This window comes from Marinobacter persicus (genome assembly GCF_002934325.1).
Classification (GTDB): Bacteria; Pseudomonadota; Gammaproteobacteria; order Pseudomonadales; family Oleiphilaceae; genus Marinobacter; species Marinobacter persicus_A.
Genome location: NZ_PTIV01000001.1, coordinates 167,007 through 180,829 on the forward strand (window position 1 = coordinate 167,007; position 13,823 = coordinate 180,829).

At 60.3% G+C, this 13,823-nt stretch carries 12 protein-coding genes; 11 read left to right on the top strand and 1 reads right to left on the bottom strand.

The genetic code is table 11. The features are described 5' to 3' along the window. Positions 1 to 183: 183 nt before the first annotated feature. From BY454_RS00830 to BY454_RS00880, 11 genes are all read left to right on the top strand, one after another. Complete coding sequence (locus BY454_RS00830; protein WP_104414730.1) at positions 184 to 1,797, top strand: diguanylate cyclase; 1,614 nt, start codon at positions 184 to 186, stop codon at positions 1,795 to 1,797. A 159-nt stretch (positions 1,798 to 1,956) separates the two neighbouring features. Further along, positions 1,957 to 2,397: a type II 3-dehydroquinate dehydratase gene (gene aroQ / locus BY454_RS00835; RefSeq protein ID WP_104414731.1), complete on the top strand. Its 441-nt coding sequence runs from the start codon at positions 1,957 to 1,959 to the stop codon at positions 2,395 to 2,397. A gap of 27 nt (positions 2,398 to 2,424) precedes the next feature. Further along, a complete protein-coding gene (accB, locus tag BY454_RS00840; protein WP_104414732.1) occupies positions 2,425 to 2,886 on the top strand; it encodes an acetyl-CoA carboxylase biotin carboxyl carrier protein in 462 nt (153 codons plus the stop codon). A gap of 18 nt (positions 2,887 to 2,904) precedes the next feature. After that, positions 2,905 to 4,251 (top strand): acetyl-CoA carboxylase biotin carboxylase subunit, encoded by a 1,347-nt coding sequence (accC, locus tag BY454_RS00845; protein ID WP_104414733.1) that lies wholly within the window; start codon positions 2,905 to 2,907, stop codon positions 4,249 to 4,251. A 1-nt stretch (position 4,252) separates the two neighbouring features. Beyond that, positions 4,253 to 5,149, top strand: coding sequence for a 50S ribosomal protein L11 methyltransferase (prmA, locus tag BY454_RS00850; RefSeq protein ID WP_104414734.1), 897 nt, complete (start codon positions 4,253 to 4,255; stop codon positions 5,147 to 5,149). A gap of 62 nt (positions 5,150 to 5,211) precedes the next feature. Then, the gene (locus BY454_RS00855; protein ID WP_104414735.1) at positions 5,212 to 6,309 is read left to right on the top strand and encodes a DUF3426 domain-containing protein; all 1,098 of its coding nucleotides are present in this window, start codon (positions 5,212 to 5,214) and stop codon (positions 6,307 to 6,309) included. 210 nt (positions 6,310 to 6,519) lie between these two features. Beyond that, positions 6,520 to 7,518 (top strand): tRNA dihydrouridine synthase DusB, encoded by a 999-nt coding sequence (gene dusB / locus BY454_RS00860; RefSeq protein WP_104414736.1) that lies wholly within the window; start codon positions 6,520 to 6,522, stop codon positions 7,516 to 7,518. Continuing rightward, positions 7,515 to 7,832 (top strand): DNA-binding transcriptional regulator Fis, encoded by a 318-nt coding sequence (gene fis / locus BY454_RS00865; RefSeq protein WP_104414737.1) that lies wholly within the window; start codon positions 7,515 to 7,517, stop codon positions 7,830 to 7,832. The genes dusB and fis overlap by 4 nt, the downstream gene beginning before the upstream one ends. Positions 7,833 to 7,936: 104 nt before the next feature. Further along, complete coding sequence (gene purH / locus BY454_RS00870; RefSeq protein ID WP_104414738.1) at positions 7,937 to 9,517, top strand: bifunctional phosphoribosylaminoimidazolecarboxamide formyltransferase/IMP cyclohydrolase; 1,581 nt, start codon at positions 7,937 to 7,939, stop codon at positions 9,515 to 9,517. A gap of 21 nt (positions 9,518 to 9,538) precedes the next feature. Further along, positions 9,539 to 10,825 carry a phosphoribosylamine--glycine ligase gene (purD, locus tag BY454_RS00875; protein ID WP_104414739.1) on the top strand — a complete coding sequence of 429 codons (1,287 nt, stop codon included), beginning with the start codon at positions 9,539 to 9,541 and terminating at the stop codon, positions 10,823 to 10,825. A 33-nt stretch (positions 10,826 to 10,858) separates the two neighbouring features. Further along, on the top strand, positions 10,859 to 12,445 hold the full coding sequence (locus tag BY454_RS00880; RefSeq protein ID WP_104414740.1) for a cation:proton antiporter family protein: 1,587 nt from the start codon (positions 10,859 to 10,861) through the stop codon (positions 12,443 to 12,445). 7 nt (positions 12,446 to 12,452) lie between these two features. On the opposite strand, the gene senA is transcribed toward BY454_RS00880, so the two are convergent. Then, positions 12,453 to 13,799, bottom strand: a complete 1,347-nt coding sequence (senA, locus tag BY454_RS00885) for a selenoneine synthase SenA (RefSeq protein ID WP_104414741.1) — start codon at positions 13,797 to 13,799, stop codon at positions 12,453 to 12,455. Positions 13,800 to 13,823 lie beyond the last annotated feature (24 nt).

The window sequence follows — 13,823 nt, forward strand, 5'->3', positions numbered from 1 at the left end:
TTACAGTCTTCAGCCTGCGCCGACACCACTAAACACTATAGACTCTACGCAGGAATAGCGGGAGCTTCTGAATCAGCCGAGAGTCAGCCAGAGGGTCCCCGAGTCTCTTACAACGTTCAACAACCAAAGACTCGTCCCCGGCCAACCGGTGACCAGTAGTGAAAGGAGGCAAGCTGGAGCGCAATGAACGAGGAAAGCCAAAACGAAAAGCTCAGGCAGCATTTTGCCCGACGCGTCACGGCACAGGCCCGCGTAGTGCTCGATAGCTGGCAGAAGATCCACGACAACCCGGACCAGGCGACTCTCTGGCGGGAGGAACTTGGCGGCGCCTGCGACAAACTCGTCCGCTACGCCAGGCGATTCGAGATGAAGGAGCACGCCAGTGCCGGCGAGCAGATCCTTCAGACCATCGCCGAGTGGCAACCGGATGCCCCGCTGACGGACACGCTGATCGAGCAACTCGAAGCAGGCTTTACCGCCTTGCGCAGCACCACCCGCCGCAGCACCGACCCCGAGCAGGGCGCCGAGCCACAGCAGTACCGGCGCACTCCGGTGTATATTGCCCTGCCCAACGGCGAACTGACCGCCCGCCTGATCCGTCAACTGGAATTCTTTGGCTTTCGCGCCTCCGCCTTCTGTTCCGCGGACGAACTGATTGAAGCCTGCGCCCTGAACAAACCCGAAACCATCCTCATGGATGTGACATTTGGCGGTGAACCCAACAGCGGCATCGCAACCATTGAGCGCCTCCAGGCCCAGCACGAAACCCCCATTCCCATTATCTTTGTCAGCGAAGAGGACGGGACCATAGAAACCCGCCTGCGTGCGTCACGATGCGGTGGCGAAGAATTCTTCTTTCCCGCCGTGGACCCGGGGCAACTGATCGAGAAGATCGAAGCCTACACCCACGGCAACAACATCGAGCCTTATAAGGTATTGGTGCTGGATGACTCCAAGGCCCAGGCAAAGTACATGGAAACGGTGCTGAAAAAAGCCGGCATGATTGCCCACATCATCACCGACCCCATGGACATCATCCGTGCGTTGGAATCGTTTTCCCCGGAAATTATTATCCTGGACATGTACATGCCGGGCTGCACAGGGATGGAGATTGCCCGGGTGATCCGCCAGCAGGACAAGTTTCACAGCGTGCCAATCATCTACCTCTCCGCCGAGGAGGACCTGACCAAACAACTTCAGGCCATGAGCCTGGGCGGCGACGACTTCCTGACCAAGCCGATCGACCCCAAACACCTGATTGCCACCCTGCACAACCGGGGGCGCCGGGCACGATCCCTGCTGGCCCTGATGATCCGTGACAGCCTGACCGGCCTTTACAACCACACCCATACCCTGCACCTGCTTGAACAGGAAATTGTCCGGGCCCGGCAGAAAGACCAGCCCCTGTGCTTTGCCATGCTGGACATCGACTACTTCAAGAAGGTCAACGACACCTACGGCCACCCCATTGGCGACCGGATACTGCGAAGCCTGTCCATGTTTCTCAAGCAGCGACTGCGCAAAACCGACTACATTGGCCGCTACGGCGGCGAGGAATTTGCCATCATTCTTACCGGCACTGACCAGGACGGCGCCCGCCAGGTGCTGGACAGCATTCGCGAGAGTTTTTCCAACCTGCAGCATCAGGCCGGCGATCAGGAATTCACCGTCACCTTCAGCTGCGGCGTTGCCTGCTGGCAGGGTGAAAACTCCCAGGCGCTTTGTGAACGAGCCGACCGTGTGCTATACGCGTCCAAGGAGAAAGGACGGAACCAGGTCACCGTTGCCTGCGATTGACCGGAAATCGTAAAAAGGGAGGTAAAATTCATGAAACCAATGTCGAATATCGACATCGCGCAGCATCGACGACAATGCCAGCGTCAACGAAATGTCATCGCACAGGCTCTTATTGCTGTGTAACCTCGCGCTTGGACACCAACAAAAACAGGCTTCGTCATGTCGACCATCCTTGTACTACATGGTCCCAATCTCAACATGCTCGGCACCCGGGAACCGGAGGTCTACGGCTATGAGACCCTGGCTGACATTGACGACCGCCTGCGCAGCAAGGCTGCCGAATCCGGCCACCACCTGCTGCACCTGCAATCCAACGCAGAATACGAATTAATTGAAAGAGTGCATGAAGCCCGGGCCGAAGGCGTGGATTTCCTGATCATTAATCCAGCTGCGTTCACCCACACCAGCATCGCACTTCGTGACGCTGTTCTCGCTTCAGACATTCCGTTTATTGAAGTTCATCTTTCCAACGTGCATGCGCGGGAGTCTTTCCGCCATCATTCCTACTTTTCCGATATCGCCGAGGGCGTTATCTGCGGGCTGGGCAGCCAGGGCTATGACCTTGCCCTGCAGGCGGCCCTGCAACGAATTCACCGATAGACCAGAGACAAAGAGACTGGAAACGCTATGGATATTCGCAAAATCAAGAAACTGATCGAACTGCTGGAAGAGTCAGACGTCGAAGAGCTGGAAATCCAGGAAGGCGACGACTCGGTACGTATTTCCCGTCGCCGTGAGCAAGTTGCCGCGCCTGCACCGCAGGTGGCCCACTATGCCGCTCCGGCCGCCCCGGCACCGGCGCCCGCTCCGGCCGCTGAAGCCGCTCCGGCTGAAGCTGCACCGGCGGCCCCGTCTGGCCACGCCGTGAAATCTCCGATGGTTGGCACCTTCTACCGTGCTCCGTCCCCGACTTCCTCCCCGTTCGTGGAAGTTGGCCAGACCGTCAAGGAAGGTGACGTTGTCTGCATCGTTGAAGCCATGAAGATGATGAACCAGATCGAAGCCGACAAGTCCGGCACGGTCACCGAAATTCTGGTCGAGAACGGCCAGCCGGTTGAATTTGACCAGCCTATGGTCGTCATTTCCTGAACTCGGTAAACGTAAATCATGGCCATGTTAGATAAAGTTCTGATCGCAAACCGTGGTGAAATCGCTCTGCGTATTCTCCGCGCGTGCAAGGAACTGGGCATCAAGACCGTTGCCGTTCATTCCCAGGTCGACCGTGAACTCATGCACGTTCGTCTGGCGGATGAATCCGTGTGTATCGGCCCGAACAGCCCGGTTGACAGTTACCTGAACATCCCGACCATCATCAGCGCGGCGGAAGTGACCGACTCCATGGGTATCCACCCGGGTTACGGCTTCCTGGCGGAAAACGCCGACTTCGCCGAGCAGGTCGAGAAAAGCGGCTTCCGATTCATTGGCCCGCGCGCCGAAACCATTCGCCTGATGGGCAACAAGGTTTCCGCCATTGAAGCCATGAAAGAAGCCGGTGTCCCCACCGTGCCTGGCTCCGACGGCCCGCTGACCGACGACGACGAGCGCACCCTGAAGATCGCCCGTGAAATCGGCTACCCGGTAATGATCAAGGCCGCCTCCGGCGGTGGTGGTCGCGGCATGCAGGTGGTGCATTCCGAAGCTGCCCTGCTTAAAGCCGTCCAGATCACCCAGACCGAAGCCAAGAATGCCTTCGGCGATCCGACCGTGTACCTGGAGAAGTTCCTGGAGAAGCCACGCCACGTGGAAGTCCAGGTACTGGCCGACATGCACGGCAACGTCATTCACCTGGGTGACCGCGACTGCTCCATGCAGCGTCGTAACCAGAAGGTAATCGAGGAAGCGCCGGCACCGAACATCAACGAGGAATCCCGTCAGCGCACCTTCCAGGCCTGCGTGGATGCCTGTAAGAAGATCGGTTACGTGGGCGCGGGTACCTTCGAGTTCCTGTACCAGGACGGCGAGTTCTACTTCATCGAGATGAACACCCGGGTACAGGTGGAGCATCCGGTGTCCGAAATGGTCACCGGCGTGGACATCGTTCGCGAGCAACTGCGCATCGCCAGCGGCGAGAAGCTGCAGTACAGCCAGGACGAGATCACCATCTCCGGTCACGCCATGGAATGCCGGATCAACGCCGAAGATCCGAAAACCTTCGTGCCCAGCCCCGGCAAGATCAGCCACTTCCATGCCCCCGGCGGCAATGGTGTGCGCGTGGATTCGCACATGTACAGCGGCTACTCAGTGCCTCCGTACTACGACTCCCTGATCGCCAAGCTGATCACCTGGGGTGACGATCGTGAAATCGCCCGTCGTCGCATGAAGATCGCCCTGGACGAGATGCTGGTTGAAGGCATCAAGACCAACCAGGCCCTGCATCGGCAACTGCTGCGTGATGGCGGCTTCAAGCAAGTCGACTTCACCATCCATCACCTCGAAAACCTGATGCGGGACTGATATGCCCTGGGTGCAACTCCAGATTCCAGCTGATCCGGACACCGCGGATCAGCTGGAGGACCTGTTAATGGAAATGGGTTCCGACGCCGTTTCAATGGAAGACGCCGCCGACCAGCCCCTGTTCGAGCCGGACCCTGGCACCACGCCCCTGTGGAACCAGACCACGGTCACCGGGCTGTTCCAGTCAGACCGCGATATTGAGCAGCTGTGCGCTGACATTCGCGATGCCTGGCACCAGCAGACCCAGCAGGCGTTACCGGAAATCGACGTAACCCTGGTGGAGGACAAGGACTGGGAGCGGGCCTGGATGGACGATTTCCAGCCCATCAAATTCGGTGAACGTCTCTGGATTGTGCCCAGCTGGCACCAGGCGCCGGACCCGGAGGCCGCCAACCTGATGCTGGACCCCGGGTTGGCCTTCGGCACCGGCACCCATTCCACCACGGCCCTCTGCCTGGAATGGCTGGACGGCCAGGAGATCGCCGGCAAACAGGTCACCGACTACGGTTGTGGTTCCGGTATTCTCGGCCTGGCGGCCCTGCTGCTGGGTGCCGAGCACGTCATTGGCGTGGACACCGATCCCCAGGCACTGGAAGCCAGCCGGGAGAACGCCCGCCGCAACAACGTCTCGGAGCACCGTCTGGATCTGTACCTGCCGGGCGACGATCCGGACACCCAGGCGGACATCATGCTGGCCAACATCCTGGCCCAGCCCTTGATCGGCCTGGCACCACGCCTGGCGGAGCTGACCCGCCCCGGCGGCGACCTGGTGCTCTCCGGCATACTGTTCAACCAGGCCCGGGAAGTAATGGACGCCTACGAGCCCTGGTTCATCATGGACGAGCCCGAACAGAAGGAAGATTGGATACGCCTCACAGGACGCCGCAAAATCGGGTGACGAAACAGCCGGTTATGACTAAACTGCTGAGGGAGTGACAATCACGCTTTCAGGACAGAAGCATGACCCAGAGCAGCCTGCAGACCCAATGCCCCCAATGTGAGACCCGTTTCCGGGTCACGGACGAACAGCTTGGCATTGCCGGGGGCAAAGTCCGTTGTGGCAACTGCATGCATGTTTTCAACGCCATTGACCACCAGGTGTTACCTGAACGCCCCCCAGCTCAACCCGAAACCACCCCAACGCCTTCTGACGATACAGCATCCGACCAGACAGAAGACGAGGAAGATCTGCTCTTCGAGGACAACCCCGAAGAAGATGCCACCGAGAGCCGCTATACCGGCAGCGCGCTGACTTTCTCCGACGACGAGCTTAGCGACAGCTTCCGCAACTTCGACCAGGACGACGATTCCAGCCATCCAGAGCACGACCTGGAACCCGGCTCCAAAGACCAGGACGAGAGCTGGGCCGAAGCCATACTGGAAGAGGATGATGAGCTCGAGCACGCGCCGGAGCCTGAACAAACCCCGAACTCCCCGGAAGAATTGCACCTGACAGCCGGAGACGACGACCGGGTGACTGAGCCCGAGCCCCGCGCCTCCAAACCTTCTCCCGAGCCCGACAACCTTTACCAGGGCCTACGCCACGAACCGGTGTCGGTTCGCCGCAGCGGGGGTGGCTTGCGCAAGGCTTTCTGGGCACTGGTGGTTCTCGCCCTGATCGGCGGGCTCGCGGCCCAGGTGGCCTGGTTCCAGTTCGACCGGTTGGCAGCCATCCCCCAACTGCGCCCCTTTTATGAACAGGCGTGCCAGTGGGCCGGCTGCACCCTCAAACCCCTGATCAACGTGGAAGCCGTGGAAAGCCGGAAGCTGGTGGTACGCACCAACCCGGACAACCGCAACCAGTTGATTGTCGATGCGGTCATCGTCAACACGGCGGGCTTCGAGCAACCTTTCCCGGCCATTGCCTTGACGTTCTCCAACCTCAATGGCGACGTGGTGGCGCAGAGCACGTTCACGCCGGATGAATACCTGGCGGAGGGCGAAGGGGACAAGCAGATCATGCCCCGGCAAACACCGGTCCGCATCTCCATCGACATCCGGGATCCCGGGCGCGATGCAGTGAACTATAACCTCAGCTTTGTTCCCTGGGAGGGCTGAGCGCTAACCACCCGACTCCCGGCCAATGGTTGACAGCGCAAAAGTCAACCAGAAAGCGCGAAAAATAATCAATTTTTTCAGCCCCCTGCCCCTTCAATCGGCTGGCCCCCAGCGGTATTATTAGCGCCCTTCGGATCCGGAAGCGGTTATTAATTAACCAATCGCTTCATTCCGATGCTTGCTCAATCTCCTGTGACACGGACTCAGATCATGTTGCCAACGGCAAAAATCGGGCCGTACACCCTGCCCAATCCATTGATCGTTGCGCCCATGGCTGGCGTTACTGATCGCCCCTTCCGGCTACTGTGCCGAAAAATGGGGGCGGGCCTGGCGGTGTCGGAAATGGTGATCGCAGACAGCAAGCTCTGGCACACGCGCAAATCCCAAACCCGCCTGAACCACCAGGGCGAACCAGAGCCCCGCTCGGTCCAGATTGCCGGTGGCGACCCCGCCATGCTGGCGGACGCGGCCCGGCAGAATGCCGCATTCGGGGCACAGATCATCGACATCAACATGGGCTGTCCGGCGAAAAAGGTCTGCAACAAGGCTGCCGGCTCCGCGCTGATGAAAGACGAGGCTCTGGTTCGGGAGATACTCGAAACCGTGGTCAAGGCTGTCGATATCCCGGTGACCCTGAAAATGCGGACCGGCTGGGACAGGGAGCACCGCAATGCCCCGGTTATCGCTCGCATGGCTGAAGACGCCGGCATCCAGGCCATTGCCGTACATGGTCGTACCCGCGCGGACAAATACAACGGTGAAGCGGAGTACGACACCATTGCCGAGGTCAAAGCCAGCGTCGGCATCCCGGTGTTTGCCAACGGCGACATCACGTCACCGGAAAAAGCCCGACGAGTACTCACCCACACAGGGGCAGATGGCCTGCTAATTGGCCGTGGAGCCCAGGGGCGACCGTGGATCTTCCGGGAAATCCTGCATTATCTGGAGACCGGGAAACACTTGGCGACACCGGCACTGGATGAAGTGGAGCAAATCCTGACAGAGCACCTGTCTGCACTGCATGGCTTCTATGGCGAGAAAATGGGTGTGCGCATAGCCAGAAAACACGTGGGCTGGTACCTGCAGGCTCACGATGAGAGCAAACAATTCCGCAAACGCTTCAACGCTATTGATAATGCGATGGAGCAGCAAGACAGCATCGAACATTACTTTGCACGCTTACGTAAAGAAGAGGAATTCGCAGCATGACCGCTGAGACTTTGACGAATGAGAACATGGGCACCCCGGCCAACGACGACATGCATCAGCTGCACACCGTCAATGGCAGTGGCAACAGCGTCACCCTGCGCGACAGCGTGGAAGTTGCCCTGAAAAACTATTTCGAGCAACTCGATGGCGCACCGGTCTCCGATGTGTACCAGTTGGTACTCTCAGAGGTTGAAGCCCCTCTGCTCGAACAGGTCATGGCTTACACCCGTAACAACCAGACCAAGGCCTCAACCATGCTGGGGCTGAACCGCGGCACATTGCGCAAGAAACTCAAGCAGTACGGTCTGCTATAATCTGCACGGCTTTCCCTGGGCCTCCCGGATGACACTCTGGCGAGGCCCTTGCTACTTTATACCCGAGCAAAATTCAGCGTATCCGACCAGCGAAGAAAGTGACCATGGCAAATCAGGCAAACACCCCCGTCCGTCGCGCTCTGATCAGCGTGAGTGATAAAACCGGCATCGTCGACTTTGGCCGTGCCCTGACCGAACGCGGCATCGAGCTGTTGTCCACTGGCGGCACCTTCCGCCTGCTCCAGGAAAACAACGTACCGGTTACCGAAGTGTCCGACTACACCGGTTTCCCGGAAATGATGGACGGTCGGGTCAAGACCCTGCACCCGAAAATCCACGGCGGCATCCTGGGCCGTCGCGGCACCGACGACACCGTAATGGGCGAACACGGGATTAACCCGATCGACATGGTCGTGGTGAATCTCTACCCGTTCGAAGACACCGTCGCCAACCCGGATTGCGACCTGGCCACCGCCATTGAAAACATCGACATCGGTGGCCCGACCATGGTCCGTGCAGCTGCCAAGAACCACAACGATGTCGCCATCGTGGTTAACGCCTCCGATTACAGCCGGGTACTCAAGGAACTGAACGACAACGACGGCGAGCTGACCTACAGCACCCGCTTCGATCTGGCCGTAAAAGCGTTCGAGCACACCGCAGGTTACGACGGTGCTATTGCCAACTACCTGGGTGGCCGCACCCCGGACAACGACAACGCCGACTTCCCCCGCACCTTCAACGCCCAGTTCGTGAAGGTCCAGGACATGCGTTACGGCGAGAATCCTCACCAGCGCGCCGCCTTCTACGCCGAGCGCAACCCGCGCGAAGCCTGCGTGGCCACCGCGAAGCAGCTGCAGGGCAAGGAACTGAGCTTCAACAACGTGGCCGACACCGACGCCGCGCTGGAATGCGTGAAGCCCTTCGCCGATCCGGCGTGTGTCATCGTCAAGCACGCCAACCCCTGCGGCGTGGCCATTGGCGCCGACATTGAACAGGCCTACGACCTGGCCTTTGCCACCGACCCGACGTCCGCCTTCGGCGGCATCATCGCCTTCAACCGCGAGCTGGATGCCAAAACCGCCAAGGCCATCGTTGACCGCCAGTTCGTGGAAGTGATCATCGCCCCGACCATCGCGCCGGAAGCCGTAGAGATTGTCTCCGCCAAGAAGAACGTGCGCCTGCTGGCCTGTGGCGAGTTCGACGGCGAGCGCGCCAAGTCCCTGGACTACAAGCGTGTGACCGGCGGCCTGCTGGTGCAGGATCGCGACCTGGGCATGGTCGCCATGGAAGACGTGAAAGTGGTTACCGAGCGCCAGCCCACCGAGCAGGAACTCAATGACCTCTTGTTCGCCTGGGAAGTGGCCAAGTACGTGAAGTCCAATGCCATCGTGTACGCCAAGGCCGGCCGCACCATTGGCGTGGGCGCAGGCCAGATGAGCCGCGTCTACAGCGCCAAGATCGCCGGTATCAAGGCTGCCGATGAAAACCTGGAAGTGAAAGGTTCGGTGATGTCTTCCGACGCCTTCTTCCCGTTCCGGGACGGCATCGACGCCGCCGCCGAAGCCGGCATTACCGCTGTGATCCAGCCGGGCGGCTCCATGCGCGACCAGGAAGTAATCGATGCCGCCAACGAGCATGGCATCGCCATGGTCTTCACCGGCATGCGCCACTTCCGCCACTGATACGGATTCAAGGAGAACACGATGAACATTCTGGTTATCGGCGGCGGTGGTCGCGAACATGCACTGGCCTGGAAAGCGGCCCAATCCCCCCAAGCGGACAAGGTTTTCGTGGCGCCCGGCAACGCCGGCACCGCCCGCGAGCCGAACCTGGAGAACGTCGACCTGGACGTGATGGACCTGGACGGCCTGGCCGACTTTGCCGAACAGAACCACGTGGGTCTGACCATCGTCGGCCCGGAAGCGCCCCTGGTGGCCGGTGTGGTCGACAAATTCGAGGAACGCGGCCTGCGCATCTTCGGCCCCAGCGCCGGCGCCGCCCAGCTCGAAGGCTCCAAGGCCTTCACCAAGGACTTCCTGGCCCGCCAGCAGATTCCCACCGCCGACTACGCCAATTTCACCGATGTGGACGAGGCCCTGGCCTACGTGCGTGAGAAAGGCGCGCCCATCGTCGTCAAAGCCGATGGCTTGGCCGCCGGCAAGGGCGTGATTGTCGCCATGACCCAGGAAGAAGCCGAAGATGCCATCCGCGATATGCTCGCGGGTAACGCCTTTGGTGACGCCGGCAGCCGCGTGGTGGTCGAGGAATTCCTGGACGGCGAAGAAGCCTCCTTCATCGTGATGGTGGACGGCAAGAACGTACTGGCCATGGCCACCTCCCAGGACCACAAGCGCGTGGGCGACGGCGATACCGGCCCGAACACCGGTGGCATGGGCGCCTACTCCCCCGCACCCGTAGTCACCGCCGACGTGCACCAGCGCATCATGGACGAGGTAATCATGCCCACGGTTAACGGCATGGCCGCCGAAGGCCATGCCTACAAAGGCTTTTTGTACGCCGGCCTGATGATCGACACCAATGGTGCCCCCAAGGTGATCGAATTCAACTGCCGTTTCGGCGACCCGGAGACCCAGCCGATCATGCTGCGCATGAAATCCGACCTGGTGGAACTGTGCCAGGCCGCCGTGGACGGCAAGCTGGACCAGTGCGACTCCGAATGGGACGACCGTGCATCCGTGGGCATTGTCCTCGCCGCCGGGGGCTACCCGGGCAGCTACAACAAGGGCGATGTCATCTCTGGGTTGCCCGAAACCGAGGTGGACGGCAAGAAGGTCTTCCACGCCGGCACCAAGCTGGATGGCGATGAGGTGGTCACCGCCGGCGGTCGCGTGCTTTGCGCCACGGCTCTGGGCAATACCGTCACCGAGGCCCAACAGCGCGCCTACGAGCTGGCTGCGAAAGTCACCTGGGATGGCGTGTTCTACCGTAAGGATATCGCCTACCGGGCGATTGCCCGCGAGCAGGGCTAGCCCCTCAAACGGACCTGACAGGGCCTGCTGCTGATGCCTGAAGCCATCTGGATTACGTTTGCCTTTGTGCTGGGCCTGGGCGTGAAAGCCGTGGGCCTGCCACCACTGGTGGGGTATCTGGCCGCAGGCTTTGTCCTCAGCGGGCTGTCGTCGTTTACCGGGCTGGCGGTTGAACAAACCGGTGTGCTGGAGCATGTCGCCCATCTGGGTGTACTGCTACTACTGTTCACCGTTGGCCTGAAACTCAAGCTCAAATCCATCGTCAGCCCGGAAGTCATCGGCGGCGGCCTCCTGCATTTTGGCATCACCTGCCTGGTGTTTACCCCCGGCCTGTACTGGCTACTGGAGCTAGACTGGGCGACCGCACTTCTGCTGGCCATCGCGCTCTCCTTCTCCAGCACGGTTCTCGCCGCCAAGGTGCTGGAAGGCAAACGGGAAATCCGAGCCTTCCATGGCAGGGTCGCCATCGGCATCCTGATCATGCAGGACCTCATCGCCCTGGTGGTGATGAGCCTGGCAGCCGGCAAGACGCCCTCGCAATGGGCACTGCTGGTGTTCGGCCTGCCCCTGTTACGTCCCCTGCTCTACCGCCTGCTGGATGCCAGTGGCCACGACGAACTGCTGGTTCTGCTTGGCCTGTTACTGGCCCTGGTTCTGGGCGGATTGGGCTTCGAGGCCGTCGGTCTGAGTTCGGAACTCGGCGCCCTGATCTTTGGCGCCATGCTGGCCAACCATCCGCGTTCACAGGAACTCTCCAAGTCGCTTTGGAGCGTGAAGGAAATGTTCCTGGTAGGCTTCTTCCTGCAAATCGGGATTGGAGGCCTTCCGGACCAGCAAGCTTTGATGTTTGCCGTGGTGGCGGCCCTGGTGTTGCCGCTCAAGGGCATACTGTTCTACTTCCTGCTGCTGGCTTTCCGCCTGCGTGCCCGCAGTAGCTTCCTGACTTCCCTGTCACTGACCAATTACAGCGAATTCGGCCTGATCGTGGCCAGCGTGGCATTGCCGGAGTGGCTGGTGCCCCTGGCGATCACCGTGTCACTGTCGTTTGTCTTTTCGGCACCGATCAACCGCTTCGCCCACAGCATTTACGAACGTGTCTGCCATCGCATCGACCGGTTTGAGAGCCACAAGCGCCATCCGGACGAGCAGCCGATTTCCCTGGGCGACACCAAAGTGCTGGTGATGGGCATGGGGCGGACTGGCACCGCCGCCTATGACTGGTTAAGTGCCAATGAAGAACGCATCATGGGCCTGGATTCAGACCCGGCGAAGACGGAGAAGCACCAGAAAGAAGGACGCCACGTGGTGTTTGCCGATGCCGAGGACATCACTTTCTGGGAGGGACTGCACATGCCTTCCGTGGAATCGGTGGTGCTGGCCATGAGCGATATCGAAGGCAAGCTCATTGCCGCCCGAATGTTGCGCAAGCTGGGCTTCACCGGCTATATCGTGGCCCACACCATGTATGCCGATGAAGCTGAGCGCATTCGGGAAGCCGGTGCCAACCAGGCCTACCTGACCATGAGCGAAACCGGTGTGGCCCTGGCCAGCCACCTGGCGGAGCACCATCAGCGGATAGAAGATGTCCGGGCGCTGGAACAGGCCAAACTGCCGAAATAGCCTGGCCTTACCGGGCACAGCTCCTGAAACCGGTGTAGACATCGTTCCTGGTCGGGAAGTACGCCTGTCGATAGGTGCCGCGAATGAGGTTCGATGAGGTGGCACAACTGCCGCCCTTGGTGACCTTGTGGGTGGCAAACTGCAGGGTGGACATGAACGGGTACATATCCACCTTGAAGCCGTCATAGGGCAGGAACTGGTTGCTGGTCCATTCCCAGACCGTGCCCACCATCTGGCGGCAGCCGAACGGACTGTCACCCGCCGGATAATCCCAGACCGGATTCTGTGCCATGCTGCGCCCATCCAGATCCGCTTTTGAGGCATCCGGTGCTTGATTACCCCAAGGGTACCGCCGGAACGGCTCACCGGCTTTGTTCGCCAATGCCGCCACTTCCCACTCATATTCGGTCGGTAACCGCCGGCCCGCCCATTGGCACCAGGCCTCCGCTTCCCAGTAGGTAATATGGGTCACTGGCGCGTCCGGATTCAACGGCCGCCACCGATCAAACACCCGCTCCTGCCATTCGTTGTTCTGCCAACGCCAATACAGCGGATGCCGGGGCGCTCGCATCAAAGCCTCGTCCAGACCGTGCACCAGGGCCACGTCCTGCTCGGCCTCCAGCCACTTTCGCCCACCGAATGACCACAGCTCCGGGCGTTGGTAACCACCGTCATCCACGAACGCCTGAAATTCGCGATTGGACACCAGGGTTCGGCTGATCCGAAACGCCTCCAGCTCAATCTCAAATCCGGGCTTCTCGTTATCAAAGGCAAAATCTTCCCTGGCAAACGCTTCAGAGTCGCCGGGCATACCAATGCGCCAGCGCCCGGCCGGAATCTCCACATCACCGGAAACCAGCTCACCCGGCGCGGGCCGGTCGCCCTGCAAATCCGGCGGAGCGGGATACCCCACGGTTTGCCGACACCAGATCAGCGATTCGATGTGCATGTTCTGGTGGAAGATGGCGTAGCGGTACAGGTACAGCTCTTCATCGGTCAGGGGACGGCTCTGGATGCGCTCGGCAACCCGGTCGTAGATCGTATTGAAATACGCCAGCGTGGCTTCCCGCCCCGGGAAGAGATCACTGCGCCAGCGGTCCTGGTGCTCGACGTGGAAGGAATCCCAGAGGTCGTCCATGGACGGATCATAGCTGGGGGTTCCGTCCAGCAGGTTGAAGACAAACACTTCGTAGAAAAACGCCGAGTGGCCCATTTCCCACAGCGGTGGATTTACGCCGGGATGATAGGGGACATCCAGCTTTTCAGCCGGCAGTGACTCAATCAGTCTCAGTGTCCGGCTGCGGGCCAGTTCCAGTTCACCGAGCAATTGTTCTTTATAGTCTTCAGCCACCATGAATTCTGCCCTCTCAGCGTTCAG

Bases quoted from the DNA above. Each gene is read 5' to 3' on its own strand.
- BY454_RS00830 (WP_104414730.1), top strand. From the start codon at position 184: ATGAACGAGGAAAGCCAAAACGAAAAGCTCAGGCAGCATTTTGCCCGA.
- aroQ (WP_104414731.1), top strand. From the start codon at position 1,957: ATGTCGACCATCCTTGTACTACATGGTCCCAATCTCAACATGCTCGGC.
- accB (WP_104414732.1), top strand. From the start codon at position 2,425: ATGGATATTCGCAAAATCAAGAAACTGATCGAACTGCTGGAAGAGTCA.
- accC (WP_104414733.1), top strand. From the start codon at position 2,905: ATGGCCATGTTAGATAAAGTTCTGATCGCAAACCGTGGTGAAATCGCT.
- prmA (WP_104414734.1), top strand. From the start codon at position 4,253: ATGCCCTGGGTGCAACTCCAGATTCCAGCTGATCCGGACACCGCGGAT.
- BY454_RS00855 (WP_104414735.1), top strand. From the start codon at position 5,212: ATGACCCAGAGCAGCCTGCAGACCCAATGCCCCCAATGTGAGACCCGT.
- dusB (WP_104414736.1), top strand. From the start codon at position 6,520: ATGTTGCCAACGGCAAAAATCGGGCCGTACACCCTGCCCAATCCATTG.
- fis (WP_104414737.1), top strand. From the start codon at position 7,515: ATGACCGCTGAGACTTTGACGAATGAGAACATGGGCACCCCGGCCAAC.
- purH (WP_104414738.1), top strand. From the start codon at position 7,937: ATGGCAAATCAGGCAAACACCCCCGTCCGTCGCGCTCTGATCAGCGTG.
- purD (WP_104414739.1), top strand. From the start codon at position 9,539: ATGAACATTCTGGTTATCGGCGGCGGTGGTCGCGAACATGCACTGGCC.
- BY454_RS00880 (WP_104414740.1), top strand. From the start codon at position 10,859: ATGCCTGAAGCCATCTGGATTACGTTTGCCTTTGTGCTGGGCCTGGGC.
- senA (WP_104414741.1), bottom strand. From the start codon at position 13,799: ATGGTGGCTGAAGACTATAAAGAACAATTGCTCGGTGAACTGGAACTG.